Annotated in this window: 17 protein-coding genes; 3 read left to right on the forward strand and 14 right to left on the reverse strand. The window is 41.8% G+C overall.

Annotated features, from left to right (window positions below):
* Positions 1 to 12 precede the first annotated feature (12 nt).
* Positions 13 to 4,575: a glutamate synthase large subunit gene (gene gltB / locus AC0KTX_RS02420; protein WP_474250644.1), complete on the reverse strand. Its 4,563-nt coding sequence runs from the start codon at positions 4,573 to 4,575 to the stop codon at positions 13 to 15.
* Positions 4,576 to 4,705: 130 nt separating this feature from the next.
* On the opposite strand from gltB, the gene gltC reads away from it, so the two are divergent.
* Positions 4,706 to 5,608 carry a glutamate biosynthesis transcriptional regulator GltC gene (gene gltC, locus AC0KTX_RS02425; protein ID WP_474250645.1) on the forward strand — a complete coding sequence of 301 codons (903 nt, stop codon included), beginning with the start codon at positions 4,706 to 4,708 and terminating at the stop codon, positions 5,606 to 5,608.
* A 20-nt stretch (positions 5,609 to 5,628) separates the two neighbouring features.
* Here the strand turns inward: gltC and AC0KTX_RS02430 are convergent, their stop codons facing one another.
* Entirely contained in the window at positions 5,629 to 6,750 is a 1,122-nt protein-coding gene (locus AC0KTX_RS02430) for a M20/M25/M40 family metallo-hydrolase (protein ID WP_474250646.1), read from the reverse strand.
* A gap of 162 nt (positions 6,751 to 6,912) precedes the next feature.
* On the opposite strand from AC0KTX_RS02430, the gene prli42 reads away from it, so the two are divergent.
* Positions 6,913 to 7,008 (forward strand): stressosome-associated protein Prli42, encoded by a 96-nt coding sequence (gene prli42 / locus AC0KTX_RS02435; RefSeq protein ID WP_474250647.1) that lies wholly within the window; start codon positions 6,913 to 6,915, stop codon positions 7,006 to 7,008.
* 100 nt (positions 7,009 to 7,108) lie between these two features.
* On the opposite strand, the gene AC0KTX_RS02440 is transcribed toward prli42, so the two are convergent.
* The 6 genes from AC0KTX_RS02440 to lpdA all read right to left on the reverse strand — a co-directional run bounded on the left by AC0KTX_RS02440 (position 7,109) and on the right by lpdA (position 13,428).
* A complete protein-coding gene (locus AC0KTX_RS02440; RefSeq protein WP_474250648.1) occupies positions 7,109 to 8,110 on the reverse strand; it encodes an aromatic acid exporter family protein in 1,002 nt (333 codons plus the stop codon).
* An 85-nt stretch (positions 8,111 to 8,195) separates the two neighbouring features.
* Positions 8,196 to 8,633: a BrxA/BrxB family bacilliredoxin gene (locus AC0KTX_RS02445; protein ID WP_474250649.1), complete on the reverse strand. Its 438-nt coding sequence runs from the start codon at positions 8,631 to 8,633 to the stop codon at positions 8,196 to 8,198.
* A 93-nt stretch (positions 8,634 to 8,726) separates the two neighbouring features.
* A complete protein-coding gene (locus tag AC0KTX_RS02450) occupies positions 8,727 to 9,965 on the reverse strand; it encodes a dihydrolipoamide acetyltransferase family protein (RefSeq protein ID WP_474250650.1) in 1,239 nt (412 codons plus the stop codon).
* Positions 9,966 to 9,997: 32 nt separating this feature from the next.
* Positions 9,998 to 10,981 carry an alpha-ketoacid dehydrogenase subunit beta gene (locus tag AC0KTX_RS02455; RefSeq protein WP_474250651.1) on the reverse strand — a complete coding sequence of 328 codons (984 nt, stop codon included), beginning with the start codon at positions 10,979 to 10,981 and terminating at the stop codon, positions 9,998 to 10,000.
* Between the two features lie 13 nt (positions 10,982 to 10,994).
* On the reverse strand, positions 10,995 to 11,987 hold the full coding sequence (locus AC0KTX_RS02460) for a thiamine pyrophosphate-dependent dehydrogenase E1 component subunit alpha (RefSeq protein ID WP_474250652.1): 993 nt from the start codon (positions 11,985 to 11,987) through the stop codon (positions 10,995 to 10,997).
* Between the two features lie 19 nt (positions 11,988 to 12,006).
* The gene (lpdA, locus tag AC0KTX_RS02465; protein ID WP_474250653.1) at positions 12,007 to 13,428 is read right to left on the reverse strand and encodes a dihydrolipoyl dehydrogenase; all 1,422 of its coding nucleotides are present in this window, start codon (positions 13,426 to 13,428) and stop codon (positions 12,007 to 12,009) included.
* Positions 13,429 to 13,782: 354 nt separating this feature from the next.
* Between lpdA and AC0KTX_RS02470 the strand changes: the two genes are divergently transcribed.
* Positions 13,783 to 14,034: a DUF2627 domain-containing protein gene (locus AC0KTX_RS02470; protein WP_474250654.1), complete on the forward strand. Its 252-nt coding sequence runs from the start codon at positions 13,783 to 13,785 to the stop codon at positions 14,032 to 14,034.
* Between the two features lie 1,115 nt (positions 14,035 to 15,149).
* Here the strand turns inward: AC0KTX_RS02470 and spo0A are convergent.
* From spo0A to dxs, 6 genes are all read right to left on the reverse strand, one after another.
* Complete coding sequence (spo0A, locus tag AC0KTX_RS02475) at positions 15,150 to 15,941, reverse strand: sporulation transcription factor Spo0A (protein WP_474250655.1); 792 nt, start codon at positions 15,939 to 15,941, stop codon at positions 15,150 to 15,152.
* Positions 15,942 to 16,163: 222 nt separating this feature from the next.
* Positions 16,164 to 17,444: a SpoIVB peptidase gene (gene spoIVB, locus AC0KTX_RS02480; RefSeq protein ID WP_474250656.1), complete on the reverse strand. Its 1,281-nt coding sequence runs from the start codon at positions 17,442 to 17,444 to the stop codon at positions 16,164 to 16,166.
* Between the two features lie 116 nt (positions 17,445 to 17,560).
* Complete coding sequence (recN, locus tag AC0KTX_RS02485; protein WP_474250657.1) at positions 17,561 to 19,285, reverse strand: DNA repair protein RecN; 1,725 nt, start codon at positions 19,283 to 19,285, stop codon at positions 17,561 to 17,563.
* Positions 19,286 to 19,306: 21 nt separating this feature from the next.
* Entirely contained in the window at positions 19,307 to 19,756 is a 450-nt protein-coding gene (gene ahrC, locus AC0KTX_RS02490) for a transcriptional regulator AhrC/ArgR (protein ID WP_474250658.1), read from the reverse strand.
* A gap of 63 nt (positions 19,757 to 19,819) precedes the next feature.
* A complete protein-coding gene (locus AC0KTX_RS02495; RefSeq protein ID WP_474250659.1) occupies positions 19,820 to 20,650 on the reverse strand; it encodes a TlyA family RNA methyltransferase in 831 nt (276 codons plus the stop codon).
* Positions 20,643 to 22,544 carry a 1-deoxy-D-xylulose-5-phosphate synthase gene (gene dxs, locus AC0KTX_RS02500; RefSeq protein ID WP_474250793.1) on the reverse strand — a complete coding sequence of 634 codons (1,902 nt, stop codon included), beginning with the start codon at positions 22,542 to 22,544 and terminating at the stop codon, positions 20,643 to 20,645. Before dxs ends, AC0KTX_RS02495 begins: the two co-directional genes overlap by 8 nt.

Consider the following 22,544-nt stretch of genomic DNA (forward strand, 5'->3'; position numbering starts at 1 on the left):
TGGAGCGCCGCTTTAATTAGCGACCGTCTCCAAAGCAGATTTTTCGACCGCAGCTTTTTTCTTATTGTTGACAACTGCTTCAAAAGCTTTAAGCACAGCTTCTTCTTGTGACAATCCCGATTTCTCCATTTTCTCAATAGTGCTGATCATCAACTTATAGTTTCTCGGAATCACTTTGATGAATTTTCCGACATACTCTTGCCAATGAGCGAGAATGTGTTGAGCTTTTGCACTCTCTGTAAATTGATAATGCTTAGCAATCATTTCATGGACAATGCAGATTTCTTCTTTGTCCTCAAGTGATTCAAAAAGCACTAATTCTTTATTGGCTGTTCTTTTGAATTTTTCTTGATCATCCGCTAAAACGTAGGCAATTCCTCCGGACATGCCGGCCGCAAAGTTTTTGCCGACAGAACCAAGAATCACAACGCGTCCTCCTGTCATATATTCGCAGCCGTGATCGCCGACACCTTCCACAACTGCATTTACACCACTGTTTCTTACACAAAATCTTTCGCCGGCACGGCCTTGGATATAGGCTTCACCGCTCGTTGCTCCGTAGAAAGCAACGTTGCCAATAATGACATTATCGCTTGAGGCGAAAGATGCCCCTTTCGGCTGGCGCACGATCACTTTACCGCCCGAAAGCCCTTTTCCGATATAATCGTTGGCATCGCCGGTAAGAGTCATTGTCATTCCTTTCGGTACAAATGCAGCAAAGCTTTGCCCGGCAGAACCGTTGAAATGAAGTTTGATTGTATCTTCCGGAAGTCCTTCTTCTCCGTAACGTTTCGATATTTCACTGCCTGTAATGGTGCCGACGACGCGGTTCACATTTTTAATATTCAAATGGAGGTCAATTTTTTGTTTCTGTTCAATCGCTTCCGCAACTTTCGGCAAAATTTCCTTCACGTCTAATGATTGCTCGATTTTATGGTTTTGCGGACGGGCAAATGTTCTTGGACCATCGACTTGATAAAGCAGTCGGGATAAATCAAGATGTTTCGCTTTCCAATGCTTTTTCGCCCGATCGCTTACTTTTAATACATCAACTCTTCCGACCATTTCTTCTACTGTCCGGAATCCGAGCTGAGCCATGATTTCACGGACTTCTTGAGCAATGAAGTACATGAAGTTGACGACGTGCTCAGGTTTTCCCATAAATTTTTTGCGCAATTCAGGATTTTGCGTTGCAACGCCGACCGGGCATGTATCGAGATGGCATACGCGCATCATGACACATCCGAGAACAACAAGCGGTGCAGTAGCAAAACCGAATTCTTCTGCCCCGAGCAAAGCTGCCATGACAACATCGCGGCCCGTCATTAATTTTCCGTCTGTCTCAAGTACTACTCGATCACGCAAACCGTTTAGCATTAATGTTTGATGGGTTTCAGCAAGACCGAGCTCCCATGGCAGTCCGGCATGTTTAATGCTCGTTTTCGGCGAGGCTCCTGTGCCACCGTCATAACCGCTGATTACAATGACATCGGCGGCTCCTTTTGCCACTCCTGCGGCAATCGTTCCAACACCGCCTTTGGAAACAAGTTTCACACTAATTCGCGCATCGCGGTTTGCATTTTTTAAATCATGAATTAATTGAGCCAAGTCCTCAATCGAATATATATCGTGGTGTGGAGGAGGTGAAATCAATTCTACGCCAGGAGTTGAACCGCGCACTTTTCCGATCCATGGATATACTTTTTGGCTCGGCAGCTGTCCGCCCTCTCCCGGCTTCGCCCCTTGCGCCATTTTAATTTGCAGTTCATCAGCATTAATTAAATAATGGGTTTTTACGCCAAAGCGGCCAGAAGCCACTTGTTTAATGGCGCTTCTTTTCCAATCGCCGTTTTCATCGGGCAAGTAGCGTGCAGAATCTTCTCCCCCTTCGCCGCTGTTGCTTTTTCCGCCAATTCTGTTCATTGCGATTGCAAGGGCTTCATGAGCTTCTTTGCTTATTGAACCGAAGGACATTGCGCCGGTTTTAAAACGGCGGACAATCGATTCAACTGGTTCCACTTCTTCAATTGGAATTGGCTTTCTTGTTTCATCAAAATCAAAAAGATTCCGTAAAAATGTCATCCGCTCTTCATTTGCCATCTTCGAATATTCTTTAAAGAGATTGTAATCGTTTTTCCGACAGGCCCATTGGAGTGTATGGATCGTTTTTGGATTAAATGCATGGTGTTCCCCCGATCTTCTCCACTGCAATTCACTGCCCGGATCAAGTGTTTCATCTTGGTACGTTGTTTTATAGCTTTGAGCATGGCGCATTTTTGCTTCTTGTTCAATTTCTTTTAAACCGATTCCCCCGATTTGGGAAGTCGTGCCGGTAAAGTATTTGTCAATGACCTCTTGTCCAATGCCGACTGCTTCAAAAATTTGGGCGCCGCGGTAGCTTTGCACTGTTGAAATGCCCATTTTCGACATGACTTTGACGACACCGTCAGTCACTGACTTTTTATATTTTTTCACAGCTTCTTTATATGAATATGAAATCGTTCCCTTTTCAACCGATTGCCGAATGGTTTCTAATGCCAAGTACGGGTTTACGGCGTCTACTCCATATCCGATTAAAGCTGCAAAATGATGAACTTCTCTCGCTTCTCCGCATTCAACAATAATGCTTGCTTGTGTACGGGTCCCTTTTTTCACTAAATACTGGTGAAGGGCGCTTCCGGCGAGCAGTGTCGGAATTGGTGCATGATCTTCATCAACTCCGCGGTCGGACAAAACGAGAAGAGTAGCACCGTTTTCGATCGCTTCATCGGCAGCTTTGAAAAGTTGATCGAGAGCTTCTTGCAAGTCATCCTTAAATAAAGATGGAATGGTCACGCATTTAAACTCCGGATAAGGATTGTTTTTCAAGGCTGCAAGTTCTTCGTTTGATAATATCGGCGTGTCTAAACGAATGCGACGAGCTGCCGATTGATCAGGATGAAGAATGTTTCCTTCCTTGCCAAGCAGCGTCATAGTAGACGTTACGATCGATTCACGAATGGCATCAATTGGCGGATTTGTTACTTGTGCAAACAGCTGCTTAAAATAATTAAACAAGCTTTGCGGACGATCGGACAAAACGGCAAGCGGAGTGTCGTTGCCCATTGCCCCAACCGGATCTTTTCCTTGGTTGACCATTGCTGCCACCGTTTTTTCGACATCTTCAAACGTATAACCGAAAGCCTTTTGCCGCTTGATCAAATCGTCAATTTTTCCGGCGTCTTCCGGAACTTCCAAATCGTGAAGCGAAATAAGCTGGTTGTCGATCCATTGGCGATAAGGCTTTTCTTTCGCTATTTCTTCTTTTATTTCCTGGTCAGAAATGATTCTGCCTTCTTCCAAATCAATTAACAGCATCTTTCCTGGGCTGAGTCGGTCTTTATACAGCACATTTTCCGGTTCAACATCAATCACGCCTACCTCGGATGAAAAAATAATGTAATCGTCCTTCGTTACATAATAGCGAGCAGGTCTTAATCCGTTGCGGTCTAAAATCGCTCCGATTTGCTTTCCATCCGTAAACGAAATAGCGGTCGGACCGTCCCAAGGCTCCATGAAACAGCTGTGGAACTCATAAAATGCTTTTTTATCGTCATCCATTTCGCCATCCCAAAACCAAGGCTCGGGAATGAGCATCATTGCGGCATGCGCCAGCTTTTTCCCCGCCAACACAAAAAATTCAAAAGCGTTGTCCAAAATGGATGAGTCGCTTCCGTTTGTATCTAAAATTGGTGTTATTTTTTTCAAGTCATCTTTGAAAAGTTCTGAAGCGAACTGTTTTTCTCTAGCTGACATCCAGTTGATATTTCCCCTGAGAGTGTTGATCTCCCCGTTGTGAATTAAATATCTGTTAGGATGCGCTCTTTCCCAGCTTGGAAACGTATTCGTGCTAAAACGAGAGTGAACAAGGGCAAATGCCGATTGAAATCTTTCGTCCTGCAAATCCACATAAAATTCATCAAGCTGTTCAGGTGTCAGCAATCCTTTATAGACGATTGTCCGGCTTGATAAACTGGCAAAATAAAATTCGTTGTTTTCAATAAGCTTTTCAGCTTGTTTGCGGATAACGTACAGTTTTCTTTCAAATGCAAGCTCGTCTTGAATATCATCACTTGCCCCAATAAATACTTGACGGATAAATGGTTTGCTTTGTTTTGCGAGTTTTCCGATTTTTTCGATATTAACTGGAACGGTTCTCCAACCTAATAATGTTTGTCCTTCTTTTTCAATAATTTTGTTGATCTCGTTTTCATAATGCACCCGTTCATGTTCACGTTCCGGCAAAAAGACCATGCCTACGCCGTAGCGGCCTTTTTCAGGCAAAGGCATTCTTCCGCAGGCCACTTTAAAATAATTGTGCGGAATTTGCACCATGATGCCGGCTCCGTCACCGGTTTCCGGGTCGCTTCCTTGTCCCCCGCGATGCTCCAATTGGCAAAGCATGTGCAGGCCTTTTTTGACTATATCATGAGAAGGTTTCCCTTTCAGATGGGCATACAAACCGATACCGCATGCATCATGTTCAAATTCAGGACGGTAGAGACCTTGTGCTTTCGGTAATCCAAAGTGTTTCATCTCTCTTCTCCCCCATTCCTCATACCGATAAAGTCTGTAAATATAATTGTAGTTTTCAAAAATAATATTAACAATATATAATTTAGATAAAACTAATCTCATATTGAGATGGAATTTAGGAGGAAATGATATGGAACTCAGGCAGCTGATCTATTTTGTGGAGGTGGCCAAACGAGAACACGTTTCGGAAGCAGCAGAAGCACTTCATGTGGCTCAATCCGCTATCAGCAGGCAAATTGCCAATTTGGAGGCCGAGCTTGGGGTCAATTTATTTGAACGGGATGGACGCAATGTAAAACTGACGCCGATTGGACATCATTTTTTGCCGCATGTCGAAACAGCTTTAAAAGCAATTGAGCATGCTAAACAACAAATTGAAGAGTTTTTAGATCCTGAAAGAGGAATGGTCCGGATCGGTTTCCCGACTAGTTTGGCAAGCCATACAATGCCTGCAGTCATTACAGAATTTAAAGAAAAGCATCCGAACGTTTCATTTCATCTCCGTCAAGGAACCTACAGATTTTTAATTGAAGCCGTTAAGAACAGGGAAATAGACCTGGCATTTCTCGGGCCAGTGCCGACAGAAGAAAAGGGGATTAAAGGGGAAATTTTATTTACGGAGTCTTTTGCAGCTCTCCTGCCCAGCAACCATCCATTGGCCAGCCGATCGAGTTTAGTCTTGAATGAATTGCGCAACGATCCTTTTGTAACATTTCCGAAAGGGTTTATATTGCATAAAATTGTCCATGAAGCATGCCAACAAGCAGGGTTTTCTCCGGTTATATCTTCAGAAGGGGAGGATTTGGACGCCATTAAAGGGCTTGTTTCTGCCGGGATTGGCGTCACATTGCTTCCGGAAAGCACCTTTTATGAAACGATGCCGCGGTTTACAGTGAAAATTCCCGTTGTTATGCCGCTTGTTAAACGGAATGTAGGGATTATCCTTCCAGCAAATTATGAATTGGCTCCATCCGTAAAAGTGTTTTATCAATTTGCCAAACAGTTCTTTTCCGTAATTGAAAAATATAAATAAAAAGGCGGTTTTTGCACCGCCTATTCGCCAGCCACTTCTTTAACGATCGCTACTATTAATTCAGCCGTTTTTTTCAGCTCTTCGATCGGCATTTTTTCATTTGTCGTATGGATTTCTTCATAGCCTACGGCCAGATTGACTGTAGGGATGCCGAAACCGGCGATGATATTCGCATCACTGCCTCCCCCGCTTTTTAACAATCTGCTTTCCCTGCCGATTGTTTTCACCGCTTTTTTGGCAATTTCCACAACTTTGTCACCGTCATTGAACGTAAAACCGGGATACATGACTGTGACATTTACGTCCGCTTTGCCGCCCATTTCCTGTGCCGCCCGCTCAAAAGCATTTTTCATCGTTTGAACCTGCTTTTCCATTTTTTCAGGGTCAAGTGAACGCGCTTCCGCTAAAATGTCGACACGATCGCAGACGATGTTTGTTTGCGTTCCTCCTTCAAACCGGCCGATATTTGCTGTTGTTTCCTCATCAATGCGCCCCAGTGGCATATTGGCGATTGCTTTCGCCGCAATCGTTATCGCCGAAATCCCTTTTTCCGGAGCAACCCCTGCATGGGCTGTTTTTCCATGAATGACAACTTCAATTTTCGCTTGTGTTGGCGCAGCGACAATAATATCACCAACTTTCCCGTCGCTGTCGAGCGCATATCCGTATTTAGCCGTAATTCGCTGCCGATCGAGAGCTTTTGCTCCGATAAGACCCGATTCTTCTCCAACTGTAATGACAAATTCAATTTTTCCATGGGGTATTTTTTCTTCTTTCAACACCTTGACGGCTTCCAGCATGGAAGCAAGCCCCGCTTTATCGTCGGCGCCAAGAATTGTCGTGCCATCCGTTACAATATATCCATCTTTGATTGAAGGCTTTATATTTTTTCCTGGTACAACTGTATCCATATGTGATGTAAAATAAATCGGGTCGACACCGTCTTTCGTTGCTTCAAGCGTGCATATGAGATTTCCTGCACCATGTCCAGTTTTTTCAGCGGCATCATCCTCCATCACATCAAGACCAAGCCCGCTAAATTTTTGCTTTAATACATTGGCGATTTCCCGCTCATTTTTTGTTTCCGAATCGATTTGCACAAGCTCCAAAAATTCATCGACTAACCGTTTTTCATCAATCATTTTTCTACACTACCTCCCGCTTATGTATACATCTTAAGTGTAACCGATTTTGCTCATCATTGCGAAACTAAATGTCTGGCAGCAATCAGTGAAACGGTTGTTCCATTATTTAAAACATTGTACAATGATATACGGAAAAGATCCTAAAGGAGGTAACCGCCTATGCCCGGCAAGAAGACACAAAAGCTGGTTGTTTATTTAATGCTAGGTTGTTTGCTTTTGACAACCATTTTGACAGGAATCAGTATGTGGCTATAAAAAAGAGTGATCTTGTCCGATAAAGTCACTCTTTTTTACTTTCCCCTTATTGTTTCGAACTTCCCCTTTTTTCATTTATTCTTCACATGAAAAAAGGGCTTTATTTTTCCTTCCTCTTCGCATGGTTCTTTTTTGCCGATTTGGTATTGGGAAGACCTTTAAACTGGCTTTTGATGATTAAATATTGCTCCATTTCATATAAGAAATGATATAAACTGGCTCTAGTTTCAAACTCTTCTCTTGTTTTCGGAAGAGGTGTTTCCTCCATCTTTTTCCTCATGTTTTGAAGCTTTTTTAAAAATTTGTTGGCTGTATTGCCAGAATGAATGTTGTTTTTCAGCTCTTCTATAAAATCAGCTATGAGCTTGGCCTGTTCAACATTTGTTGTCATCATGGCGAACGTCGGCAAAACACGCTCAATAATTTCAAATTGCTTCTCCCTCATTTTAAAATAAATATAATAAAGATCTTCATTCCGCAGCAATTGATTTTCAACATTTCGAAGCGCCAGCCCTTTGGCTTTTTCCAACAAGGAAGCTGTTTCGGTAATCTCCTTCCCGTCCCAGTTCATGTCTCCCTCCCTTAAAAAAGCAACGATGTTTTCGAAAATAACGGCAAAGTTTTCCTCAATTTTGTCCCTGTAAAGAATCAGATCGTTTTCAAGACTCGGCATGTACAAATTCATGAGCAGGGCTACACCAATTCCTGTAATTATGAGCAAAAATTCGTTTTGAATAATTCCCCAGTTTATTTGTCCAGCAGCGTATAAATGCAAGATAATGACGGTGCTTGTAACGATTCCTTCAGTCGTTTTACACAAAACCATTGTCGGAATGAAAAAAAGCAAAAGAATTCCAATTACAATTGGATGATACCCGATAATCTCAAAAAATAGACTGGAAAACACCATGCCTGTCACACAAGCGAAAAACCTGGCCCAAGCGCTTTTTAACGATTTTTTTTTCGTGACTTGAATGCAAAGGACCGTTATAATTCCGGCAGAAACAAAGTTGTTCAAACCAAGCAGCTGGGCCAAGAAAATAGCAAGAGGTGCACCGACCGCTGTTTTTAACGTTCGATAGCCAATCTTAAACTTTCGCATTTTTCTCACCATTACCTGTTTTTTCTTTTATTATTGCGCTAGCTGAACAAAATAAAAAGGCGCCGAAATTGGCAGCCTTTTCACATTATACTTCATCGCAATATTTTTCAAAAGCATCCTGCAGCTTCTGAACAACAGACATTGGATCATGTCCTTCAATTTCATGACGTTCAATCATGGTGACGAGTTTTCCGTCCTTCAATAAAGCAAAAGACGGCGAGGATGGCGGATACCCGGTAAAATAAGATCTGGCCCGTTCAGTCGCCTCTTTATCTTGGCCCGCAAAAACGGTTACTAATTGATCCGGGCGCTTGTCAAAATGAAGGGCATGATAGGCCGCAGGACGAGCAATGCCGCCTGCGCAGCCGCAGACAGAATTGACCATGACAAGAGTAGTTCCTTTTTTATTTAAAGCTTCGTCTACTTCTTCAGGCGTTTTTAATTCTTTATATCCTGCAGCAACAATCTCCTCACGTGCTTGGCGAACGACATCATTCATAAAAAAATTGAAATCAAGATTCAACTTCACTCTCTCCTTTTTACCGCTGTATAGTTTCATCTTACAATGGATGCATTTATTAGGCAATGATCAAGCATTTTTAAAAAAATTCCTTTATTAATAGATGGATGTTGTCTCTTTTGAAATGCTTTCCAGACGTTGTTTTAATCTTTGCATAAATTTTCCGCATACAAGGCCGTCAAGCACTCGATGATCAAGCGATAAACAAAGGTTGACCATATCTCTCGCAGCGATCATCCCATTTTTCATCACAACAAGGCGCTTTACAATTGTTTCGACTTGTAGGATAGCGGCTTGAGGATAATTGATAATTCCCATCGATTGAATCGAACCAAATGTTCCTGTATTGTTGACGGTAAAAGTGCCACCTTCCAAGTCTTTCGCTTCGATCGTTCCTTTTCTTACCTTATTGGCAAGTTCATTGATTTCCCGGGCAATGCCTTTAATCGATTTTTCATCAACCTGCTTGAGGACCGGCACATAAAGAGCATCATCTGTTGCCACAGCAATGGAAATATTGATATCTTTCTTTTGAATAATTTTATCTCCCGCCCACATCGAATTCATTTGCGGAAACTCTTTGATCGTTTCTGCAACACTTTTAACAAAAAATGGGAAATACGTCAAGGAAAAACCTTCATTTGCTTGAAACTCGTCTTTGATTGCATTTCTAAACTCAACAAGACCGGTTACATCCACTTCAACCATCATCCAGGCATGAGGAATCTCTTGCTTGCTTCGCACCATATTGTTGGCAATCGCTCTTCGTACTCCTGAAACTGGAATCTCTATATCTGTATTTGCCCACAATGGCGCTTGAGCGGAGGATGCCGTTTGTTCGTCTCCTGCCTGTTTTCCCATATTTCTTTGTTTTTCTTGATTATTTATTAGCTTTAACAGATCTTTTCGTGTAATTCTTCCAAAAGCCCCTGTTCCGTTGACTTTTTCAAGATCGATGTTATGTTCTTGAGCAAGACGGAGAACTACCGGGGAATAGCGTTTCTTCATTTTCTTGCTATCCTCTGTATGTTGCATTTCAGGAACATTTGTTTCGGCCTGTTTTGGTTCAACAGCGGTTTGTAAACTTTCCGTTTTCTCAATTTCAATTTTGCAAATCACTTCACCGACTTGAAGAGTATCCCCTTCCTCTGCCACAATTTCTTTAATGACACCTGCATAGGATGAGGGAACTTCGGCGCTTACTTTATCCGTCATGATTTCCGCAATCGGATCGTATTTGTTGACCTTATCGCCTACGGAAACGAGCCATTTACTGATCGTTCCTTCCGTTACGCTCTCTCCAAGTTGAGGCATTTTCATTTCTTCGATAAGCACGCTGTGATTCCTCCTTGAATTTAGGGTCAACCTCAAAACTCCGCCAATTCCCGCATAGCTTTTTCGATTTTATCAGGATTGATCATAAAAAATTTCTCCATTGTCGGGGCATACGGCATCGCGGGCACATCAGGCGCTGCAAGTCTTTTAATCGGAGCATCGAGATCGAATAAACAATGTTCGGCAATAATGGCCGATACTTCACTCATGATGCTGCCTTCTTTATTATCTTCTGTAATAAGGAGCACTTTGCCTGTTTTGGCTGCTGCCTCAATAATGGCTTCCTGATCAAGCGGATACACCGTTCTTAAGTCTAAAAGATGGACGGAAATGCCATCTTTCGCTAAACGTTCTGCAGCTTGCAAGGCAAAATGGACGCAAAGCCCATATGTAATTACTGTTATATCGTCTCCTTCAAGTTTGACATCCGCTTTCCCGATCGGCAAGACATAATCATCTTCCGGTACTTCTCCCTTAATCAGCCTGTATGCCCTCTTATGCTCAAAAAACAAAACAGGATCATCATCGCGAATGGCGGCTTTTAATAATCCTTTTACATCATATGGGGTGGAAGGAATAACAATTTTCAAACCCGGCTGGTTGGCAAAAACGGCTTCAACGGACTGGGAATGATATAACGCTCCATGAACTCCTCCCCCAAACGGCGCTCGAATCGTTATCGGACAGTTCCAATCGTTATTTGAGCGATATCGAATTTTTGCCGCTTCTGAAATAATTTGATTGACAGCAGGCATGATAAAATCAGCAAATTGCATTTCACAAACAGGACGCAGTCCGTACATAGCCGCTCCTATGCCGACACCGGCAATCGCGGATTCAGCCAGCGGAGCATCAATGACCCGTTCTTCTCCAAATTTTTCGTACAACCCTTGTGTGGCTTTGAACACCCCTCCTTTTTTACCGACATCCTCCCCGAGAATAAATACTTTTTCATCCCGTTCCATTTCTTCCCGAAGTGCTGCCGTAACTGCTTCAATATATGACATGATTGGCATGATCTTTCCTCCTTCAGTCCCCGTACACATATTTAAGAGCATTTTCAGGTGCAGCATAAGCTGCCTTTTCGGCATAATCAGTTGCATCATCAATCATATTCATGATTTTCGTGACCATTTCTTTTTCTATCTGATCATTTAACAATCCGACTTCCCGCAAGTATTTTGAAAAAATTAAAATCGGATCATTGCTTTTTGCCTTTTCAATTTCTTCTTTTGACCGGTAGCTGCGGTCATCGTCGTCACTGGAATGAGGAGTCATCCTGCACACAATCGTTTCAATTAAAGTCGGTCCTTCTCCGCTGACAGCTCTTTCCCTCGCTTCTTTAACGACTTTATATACTTCAAGAGGGTCGTTTCCGTCTACCGTGATACCTGGCATACCGTACCCAATCGCCCGATCTGATACTTTTTCGCAAGCCAATTGCTTATGCGCCGGAACGCTAATGGCGTATTGATTGTTTTCGCACATAAAAATAACCGGTAATTTATGTACCCCGGCAAAATTCGCCCCTTCATGAAAATCGCCTTGATTGGAAGACCCTTCTCCAAACGTGACAAAGGCGACAAAATCCTTTTTCTCCATTTTGGCCGCCAACGCTATGCCAACCGCATGCGGCACTTGTGTCGTAACAGGCGAAGAGCCCGTCACAATCCTATTTTTCTTTTGTCCGAAATGCCCCGGCATTTGCCGCCCCCCAGAATTAGGATCTTCGGCTTTAGCAAAAGCAGACAACATCAATTCTTTTGCTGTCATCCCGAAGTGCAGCACAACCCCAACATCACGATAATAGGGGAGAATGTAATCCTTTGTTTTGTCCAATGCGAAGGCTGCACCGACTTGGGCGCCTTCCTGTCCTTGGCACGAAATTACAAAGGGGATCTTCCCTGAACGGTTCAAAAGCCACATCCGTTCATCGATTTTTCTAGACAGGAGCATTGTTTCATACATGTTTAAAACATCTTGATCGCTTAATCCTAAAGATAAATGGCGATTTTTTGGCATGTGGAGACCTCCTAAAACTTTATAAATGTATCGATTTCCCATCTGCTGCAAGAGCCGCTTCCATGATCGCTTCTGACAATGTTGGATGAGGATGAATTGAATGCGAGATTTCCCAAGGCGTCGCGTCGAGAAAAAGAGCCAGACTTCCTTCGGAGATCAGATCCGTGGCATGAGGTCCGATCATATGTATGCCTAAAAGATCATCTGTTTTTTGATCAACAATTATTTTAACAAAACCTTCCGATTGCCCGAAAACGAGCGCTTTGCCGTTTCCTCGAAAAGGGAATTTCCCGACTTTAATCTGATAGCCTTGGTTTATCGCTTCTTTTTCTGTTAATCCAATACTGGCCACTTCAGGATTTGAATAAATGCATCTTGCAACTTGCCTGTAATTGATGGGAGCAGGGTTTTCGCCTGCTAAATGCTCTACAGCACGGATTCCTTCCTGTGAAGCGACATGGGCAAGTTGAAGACCGCCGATGACATCTCCAATCGCATAAATATGTGATTCCCTCGTTTGATAAAACTCGTTTGTGACAATAAACCCATCATTTATTTCAATTTCCGTATTTTCCAGGCCAATTCCTTCCGTATTTCCTATTCTTCCAACGGATAAAAGCAATTTTTCGCCATGCAATTGCAACTCTTGGCCTTTATGCTCAACAAATATGGTAACACCATTTTGAACATCCGTTTTTTCCGTCAAAATTTTGGCTCCTGTCAAAATGCGGACGTTTTTCTTTTTTAACTGCTTCTCCATCTCTCTTGCGATTTCAACATCTTCAGCTGGCAAAATATGGTCGGTATATTCGACAACTGTCACTTCAACATCAAAATCGGAAAACATTGAAGCCCATTCAACCCCGATAACTCCCCCGCCAACTATAATGATGGAAGATGGAAGATGTTGCAGCTGCAGCGCCTCATTTGATGTTAAAATGGTTTCGCCGTCAACCGAAAATCCCGGCAAGAATCTTGGACGGGATCCAGTTGCAATAATGACGTTTTTAGGGAGCAAGATTTCATTTTCTGCGCCGTTTTCCATCTCAACAGAAATGGCTCCTGTCTGCGGAGAAAAAATAGACGGTCCTAAAATACGTCCAATGCCTTTGAACACATCGATTTTTCCTTTTTTCATTAATTGCTGAACCCCTTGATGGAGCTGTCGGACGATTTTTTCTTTTCGCTGTTGAACTTTTTGGAAATTGAGTTTAATTCCCGCTGTTTCGATGCCAAATTCCATGCTTCTTTTCGTTTGTGCGAAAACTTCCGCACTTTTTAAAAGCGCTTTGCTTGGAATGCAGCCGGCGTGCAGGCAGGTGCCGCCTAGCTTTTCTTTTTCGACAATAGCTGTTTTTAAACCAAGCTGGGAAGCTCTGATAGCGGCGACATAACCGCCGGTTCCTCCTCCCAAAACCACTAAATCGTACTCTTTCGCCATGAAATTCTCCTTCCTTGGGTACATCCATATTCCAGAAAAACTTTTTACTCGATGAAGCTTATTTCAAACACTTCCATTTACAGGATAACATTGAAAAGCGTCGGACATACATTCTAATTATCATTTGTTCACCAAGCTCTTGCAATGATTTAGACTTAAAACGAGCAAAAAAACGAACGAATGCGTATTCATTGTTTATGTTTTCCATATTTATTTCCAATCGCTGATTTTGTTTGTCCAAATCAACAGTATATCTTCATCATAACATGTTTATAACTGTTGACAAATCTCTATATGCCCGTAAAAATGAAATTGATCCGTAAATTTTTCTATATAGAAAGGATAATCAAAAGAATGATTCGGTTCATTGCGCTCATGATTATGGTCATTCCCGGCATTTTTGCGGTTTACGGGATAAAATTGATGAGGGATATGCTGTTTGGAATATTGCAGCCGCCATATCCATTTCTTTGGCTGCAATTTTTAGCCGGTTTTTTCTTTTTTATTGCAGGTCTTTCTTTTATCGGCGGATTTATTTTGCATCGAGATCGAAAACGAAATAAAGTGCAGGCTCGATTTCAAAAAAAAGGAAACCGCCGTGCCTAATCGATTAGTGGATCTCATTTTAAAAGTTAATGCAGCGATTTTTTTGTGTAAAGCAATTTCTATTCGAAATATAGGCGAATTTTCGATTTTCAACTAATCACGTGCTTTGAAAGAGAGCCTGCATCATTTCCCAGCTTCCTCTGCACAATCGAATGCCTGTCACATCGATTGTGCAGGGGTTTTCGCTTGTTTATTTCATTTTCCGTCTAGACCAAGTTTTTTCTGCTTTAGGAAGCCTTATGCTTCAGTCTCAGCTTATCGGCCACCATTGCAATGAACGATAAGATAAACGGTGGTTTATACGGTGTTTGTCAGGAGTTGTCCTCATTTTTTTAATATATTTTGCCGTCTACCTTGTATTCTTTTTAAAAGACAAAAATCTGGCAGTAAATCGTAAATTTTGCACTTCTCCCCTGTTGTTTTTATCATCTGCATTTCCTCTTTTCAGTTCATGTTCTGAGTATTACCTATATTTTCCACAAGATCTTCTGCTTGTGAAGAAAATAATGGTACCCACGCTATTTTAGAAAATAAACTTACATGGAAAATGAGCAGAAATATCGATTTAACATATGGCCTAGAGTAAATAAATATTTGTAAAGGGGAATTTTATGGAAAGGGAGATCACAATATTCGTTGTTTTGGGTGCAGTCCTATTTGCTTTATTGTCAATGTTCGATTTCATTCAATATAATACCATTAATTGGGTGAACAATATTCTATAAGCTCTATTTATTCTTGCAATGATTAGACTTCTTATATTGCTATTGAATGCCAATAATAAAAAAGTAAAATAACTCTCCTTCAGAGGAAAAGCTTATAAATTCCGTTGCGGTTTTATTTCTCCGATACCATCACACAGATTCCCCTAATTTTTTCGTCTAAAAAACCTCCGCAATGTTGCCCGTAGCTTCGCATTGATTTGCGGAAAACCGACGTTTCCTGCAATCCATCACTCGATTCAAAAATCCGCAAAATAAAAACGCCCTCCTACCGGAATTTCTTAAAACTCCAATAAAGAGGACGCTCCCATTAATAACCTTCAGTACATTCTCATATTCGTTAATCAGCCTGTTTTTTGCGGCTCCGTCAAAATGCCGCTATCCCACGGTCAGTCAACTCGCCTTATGCTCCAGTCTCAGCTTATCTGCCACCATCGCAATGAATTCTGAGTTTGTCGGTTTTGCTTTCGACATGCTGACGGTGTAGCCGAACAGAGAAGAAATCGACTCGATGTTGCCGCGGCTCCAAGCGACTTCAATCGCGTGGCGGATTGCTCTTTCTACGCGGCTTGCTGTTGTATTATATTTTTTGGCGATATCCGGATAAAGGACTTTCGTAATGGAGCCCAAAAGTTCAATATCATTATATACCATGGATATAGCTTCCCTCAAATATAAATAGCCTTTTATATGCGCCGGAACGCCAATTTCATGAATGATGCTTGTAATGCTGGCATCTAAGTTGCTATGTTTATGTTCGGAAATCGATGATGAGTGCAAAACGGAATTTTTCGTGAGAGCCGAAGTTGTTTTCCCGCTTACTTGGCGTATATTGTTTGCTAGCTGCTCCATGTCAAACGGTTTTAATATAAAATATGCCGCCCCGAGGTCGACTGCTTTTTTCGTCACATCCTCTTGGCCAAAAGCTGTCAGCATGATGACATTTGGTTTTTTGGCTGTATTGAGTCCTTTTATTTTTTGCAGAACGGCCAAACCATCAAGATGCGGCATGATAATATCCAACACAAGTACATCCGGATTTTTTTCTTTTAAAATGTTCAAACATTCTTGCCCGTTGTAAGCTACTCCTATCACTTCCATGTCATCTTGACTTGATAAATATTCTTCCAATAAATGTACCAATTCTCGATTATCGTCCACGATCACCACTTTTATTTTTTCCACACGTACTTCCTCCCAATCTATTTTTACAAAAATATACAAACCATTTTCTTAATGTTACTTTCGACAACTTTGATTAGATTCCTCTTATTTTTTTAAAAAAGCGGAAAAATTTAAGCCTTTCATCAAATTTCTCCTTTTTTCTTTCATTTTCGATTATATAGATATGCATGTCGAAAAATTTTATTCCAATTTTATCTTGGATGAAAGAAAAAAGCGAGCAAGTTAACTCGCTTTTTGATTGCCATAAATATGAATGCCCGCATCTTGAAGCATCCATTCAATATGAACGCCGTATCCGGAAGCCGGATCATTGACAAACACATGAGTAACGGCGCCGACTAGCTTTCCATTTTGAATGATCGGACTGCCGCTCATGCCTTGAACAATCCCACCGGTTTTTTTGAGCAGTTCTTTATCCGTAACTTTAATAACCATTCCTTTTGTTGCTGGAAATTTTTGGTTAACAATGCTGACAATTTCTACATCAAAAGACTGTACTTTGTTTTTTTCCACAACTGTTAAAATTTTTGCTGGACCCTTTTTCACTTCATTTGATAATGCAACAGGAATCGGCTTATCCATGATGCCATTGGCAATCTGTTTGTGCAATTTGCCGAAGATCCCAAATGGACTGTTTTTTGTAATCACGCCGATTACTTCCTGTTCATCGGAAAATCTCGCTAATTTTTCCCCTGGACTTCCGCCTCTCCCTTTTTGAATGGAAGTTACGGTGGATTGAACAATTTTTCCGTTTTCCACAACAAGCGGTTTTTTCGTGTCCATATCAGAAATAACGTGGCCCAATGCCCCGTATTTTTTCGTTTTTGGATCAAAAAATGTCATCGTTCCAATTCCGGCGGCGGAATCCCTTATATAAAGGCCAATGCGGTATTCATTGTCTTTTTGATCTTTTACAGGCAACAGTTTTGCTTTGAATTGTCGATCATTGCGTTTTACTTCAATCTCCAGCGCTTCTCCATTTGTTCCAGCTTTTTGGATAAATGGGGCGACATCACTCATTTTTTCGATTCTTTTCCCGTTAATTTTGGTAATGACATCACCTACTTCAATCCCTGCTTCTTCTCCGGGAGATTTTTTCCCTGCTTCCGTTTCAATTTGGTGATATCCGACAACGAGAACACCTAATGTGTTTAATTTCACACCGATGGATTGCCCGCCTGGAACAACTTTTAATTCCTTCAAAACGTTGACATTTACTTTTTTTATCGGCACATTGCCAAGTTTATAGACAATTTCGCCGCTGCCTTCTTTATTTCCCTTCAATTTCAAGTCTTTGCCGTCATTTTCCACTTGAAAAGCGTTTTGGGCATATACTTCCTTTTGTGCCGGGATTGTATTTTTTATCGTATAGGCTTCACCTTGAAAAATTGCGATTTGCTTCGGAATGTTTAAATATCCGCGAAATTCTTTGGAAAAACTGAAAGCGATGAAAGAAACAAGGAGAATTGTTCCAATTATCTTTCTAATGGCATCTTCTTTCATTTCTTCACTCTCCTCGCTCCTAACCCACACCATATGATCCATATCACATGGCTACATTCTTTAATCTTTCCTGGAGCGAGACGATTTATAACCCGAGCCGGCAAGAAATTATTTTCCTAAGGAGTTTTGGCTGAAACGGCAAGCTCTAAAACTTCTTTTGCATGCTGCTTTGATAATTCTGTGACCTCATCTCCAGCAATCATTCGGCTAATTTCGTTAATTTTTTCCTCATCGGAAAGCGGATGAACGATCGTTTTCGTTCTTCCCTGTTTTGTCACTTTTTTCGATATCAAAAGATGGGTATCAGCCATTGCCGCCACTTGAGGAAGATGGGTAATGCAAAGGACTTGAGAGCCAACCGAAACTTGGTAAATTTTCTTTCCTATCGCTTGCGCTACCCGTCCGCTTACACCCGTATCCACCTCGTCAAAAATGATGGAAGTGATCCCTTGATGCTTGGAAAAAATGGCTTTTAAAGCAAGCATGATTCGCGACAGTTCACCGCCGGAAACGATTTTTCCGAGCGGTTTAAGCGGTTCGCCCGGATTCGTTGACAAGTAAAACTCCACCATATCAATTCCATTGCTGTCAAAATGGGCATTAGTTCCATTGATGAATGATAAACGGCTGCCTTCTCTAGATGAAAACTGAACCTCGAAAATGGTTTTATCCATATATAATTGCTTTAATTCAGCGGTAACTTGAGCAACTAATTTTTTGGCATATTTTTTTCTCAGCGCCGATAAATTTTTCGCTTCCACCAGCAAATCTTTCACAACCGATTCGATCTCTTTTCGGATGGTTTGGACATGGCTTTCTCTATTTTCTATGGCATCGATTTCTTCTTCAATTTCTACGGCATACTTTAAAATTTCTTCAACAGACTGTCCATATTTTCGTTTTAGACGATGGATGACATTGAGCCGTTCTTCAATCATATTTAACCGTTCCGGATCAAACTCCATATTTTCCAATTCATTTCTTAGTTGAAAAATCAAATCCTCGATCATATAAAAACTGTTGGACAACGTATCAGAAAGCGGTTTTAATTTATCGTTCATTTCTGCCGCTTCTTCTAAATGGCTCATCGCAAGGCCGAGAAAATCCAGTCCGCGCTGTTCCCCTTGAAGCGCTTCATAACAGTTTTTTAAAGCTTCATAAATTTTTTCAAAATTGGTTAATTGCTGGCGTTCTTCTTGGAGATTGACGTCTTCGCCAGCTTTTAAATCGGCACTTTCAATTTCCTTTAATTGAAATTTCAATAAATCGAGCCGATGGGCCATTTGCTGCTCATTTTCAGATAATGCCTTTAACCGTTTTGTTAATTCAACATATTTTTGATAAAGCACTAGGTATGCATCTTTTGCTTTTTTCAACTCTTCCCCGCCATACTCATCAAGAAGATGAAGATGCTTCTGTTCATCCATAAGCTCTTGGTGATCATGCTGGCCGTGAATATTCACGAGCGTGCTGCCGATCTCCCGAAGAATTCCAAGCGTAACAAGTTTTCCGTTAATGCGGCAAATACTTTTGCCGTTAGCGGAAATATCTCTGCGTAAAACGACCATCCCATCATCCGCATCAATCCCGAGTTCCCGGCATTTGAAGATGCATGGATGGTTTTCTTCTTCCAAGAAAAACAATCCTTCTAATTCAGCCCGTTTTTCGCCAGCTCTTACAAATTCAGATGAACCGCGGCCGCCGACAAGAAGGGATATGGCATCTATGATGATCGATTTCCCCGCTCCCGTTTCCCCAGTTAACACCGTTAATCCCTTTTCAAAAGAAAGTGTTAATGATTCGATGATGGCAAAATTTTTAATGGATAACTCCGATAACATCGCGTTCACCCCAAGGTTATTTTAAAGCATGTCCAAAATTCTTTTAGTCAACGTTTCCGCATCTTCGTTCGTCCGGCAAATCATCAAAATAGTATCATCTCCGGAAATCGTTCCCACTATTTCATCCCATTCTAGGACATCAATCAGAGCACAGATGGCATTCGCATTACCCGGCATTGTTTTCATCACGAGCAAATGGCCGGCAGAATCAATTTTTACAAAGGCATCCATCAACGCCCTTTTCAGTTTTTGCAGCGGATTAAAACGTTGATCAGCGGGAAGGCTGTATTTGTAACGGCCGTCAGTTGTCGGAACCTTCACTAAATGCAATTCTTTTATATCTCTGGAAACTGTTGCTTGTGTTACATTAAAGCCTGATTCTTTCAGCATTTCGACGAGCTCATCCTGTGTTTCAATCTCAAAATTGGTGACTAGCTCGCGAATTTTTATATGGCGCTGTCCTTTTGTCATTCAATCACCTCTTTTTCGTTTTTTCATGAAAGCTGCATAGAAAAACAGGAATAACTGCGGCTGTTATCCCTGTTTTCCTCTTAATGTGGCATGAGCTTCTCGGACAATTTCTTCGACGTTGTTTGGAATTTTTTTTTCACCTTTTTCTTTGCATCCTTCCCAATAAAGGTGAAGCAAAAATTCAATGTTTCCACTGCCGCCGGTTATGGGGGAATAAGAAATATTCATGCAATCAAAACCAATTTTTACGGCAAACGATTGTATATCACGCAAGACTTCTTCATGAACAAAAGGATCTTTGACAACCCCTTTTTTTCCTACTTTTTCCTTACCCGCTTCAAATTGCGGTTTGACCAAAGCAACACAGTTACTTTTAGGAACTAATATTTCTTTTAGTACCGGCAATATTAATTTTAATGAAATAAAGGAAACGTCAATGGTGGCAAACTCTGGAAGACCGTACTTAAAATCAGCCGGCGTCACGTAGCGGAAGTTTGTCCGTTCCATTACGACTACTCGCTTATCCTTGCGCAATTTCCAATCCAACTGATTGTAGCCGACGTCAACGGCATAGCATAGTTTTGCACCGTTTTGCAAAGCGCAATCAGTAAAACCGCCCGTAGAAGAACCGATATCAACCATAATTTTATCGGCCACGTTAATCTGAAATTGTTTCAATGCTTTTTCAAGCTTCAGACCGCCCCTCGACACATACGGCAAAGCATTCCCTTTTATTGTGAGAGGAATATCATGATCAACTTTCTCTCCGGGCTTATCAAGCCTTTTCTCATTGGAATAAACTAAACCCGCCATAATGGTCCGTTTCGCTTTTTCCCGCGTTTCTACAAGGCCTCTTTCTACAAGCAATACGTCCAAACGTTCTTTTTTAGCCATACTTCATTCCTTTTTCTTTTTTTGGTATCATATGCATAATCTGTTGCGCAATTTTTTCTTTTGTCAGTCCGATCTCTTCTAACAATTGGGATACGCTTCCATGTTCAATAAATCTGTCAGGAATCCCCATTCGTTTAATTGTCGTATTGGAAAAGCCTTGTTCTTCTGCAAATTCCAAAACGGCGCTGCCAAAACCTCCCGCCAGCACTCCCTCTTCCACTGTTAAAATCGGAATATTTTCTTGAAAAATTTGCAAAAGCATTTTTTCATCGAGAGGTTTTATGAAACGGGCATTGACTACTCTGACAGATATTTTTCTTTTGGCAAGCATTTTCGCCGCTTCTAACGCCATTTCAATCGTTGTTCCAAAGGTTAAAATGACAGCATCCATTCCTTTGACAAGCACTTCCCAGCTGCCGATCGGAATTTCCTTGAACTCTTCATCAAGGGGAACTCCTAGTCCCGTCCCTCTAGGGTAGCGGAGAGCAATCGGCCCGTCATCATACCGAAGGGCGGTGTAAACCATATGCTGGCCTTCGTTTTCATCCTTTGGCATCATCAATACCATATTGGGGATATGCCGCAAAAAGGCAATATCAAACACCCCTTGGTGTGTTTCGCCATCGGCGCCGACAAGGCCGGCCCGGTCAATGCCAAAAAAGACATTTAAGTTTTGCCTGCATATATCGTGCACAACTTGGTCATATCCACGCTGCAAAAAGGTTGAATAAATCGCCAAGAAAGGTTTCATGTTCTCAGCAGCAAGCCCGCCCGCCAATGTGACCGCATGTTGTTCAGCAATGCCGACATCGAACATTCTGTCGGGAAACTCTTCCCGAAATTTCTCCAGCTTTGAACCAACTGACATGGCAGGAGTAATAGCCACGATCCGTTCATCTTGGCGCGCTAATTTTCGCACTGTTTCACTAACTAATTCACTCCATGACGGCGCAGAAATTTTCGGTTTAACAAAAGCTCCCGTCTCAATTTTATAAGGCCCTGTGCCGTGCCACGTCCCAATTTTATCTTCTTCCGCTGGAAGATAGCCTTTCCCTTTTTTCGTGATGACATGCAGCAAAACGGGGCCTTTCGTTTTTTTGGCATAACTTATGTTTTCCATCAACGCTTCAAAGTTATGGCCGTCGACTGGTCCAAAATACGTAAATCCAAGCTCTTCAAAAAACATTCCCGAAACAAACAAATATTTTAAACTATCCTTGAGCCGTTCGGCAGTTGAGGCAAGTCTTCCGCCTACAGCAGGAATTTTTTTCAACAAATATTCGAGTTCTTCCTTCGCCCAATGATATTTACCGGCTGTTCTTAATCTTCCCAATACGTGATGCAGGGCGCCAACATTTGGAGCAATCGACATCTCATTATCGTTTAAAACAACAATGATATCTTTCTGCTCGTCGCCAATATGATTCAACGCCTCGAGAGCCATGCCGCCGGTTAAAGCCCCGTCTCCGATAATCGGAACAATATACTCATCTGTCCCTTTTAAGTCGCGGGCAATAACCATTCCCATCGCTGCGGATAATGAAGTGGAGCTGTGGCCAGTTTCCCAAACATCGTGCACGCTTTCGGAACGCTTCGGAAAACCTGACATTCCTTTATATTGTCTTAACGTATCAAAATCTTTTGCGCGCCCCGTCAAAATTTTATGAACATATGCTTGATGGCCGACATCCCAAATAAATTTATCCTTGGGGCTGTCAAACATTTTATGCAGGGCAATGGTCAATTCGACCACGCCCAAATTTGGGCCGATATGCCCTCCTGTGACCGATAGCTTTTCGATCAAAAACCGGCGGATATCCTCGCTTAATTCCTCTAATTCATGTACCGACATGTTTTTTAAAAATTTCGGACTCTGAATGGACAAAAGATCCAA

It is taken from the genome of Aeribacillus sp. JST-2, from assembly GCF_056032925.1.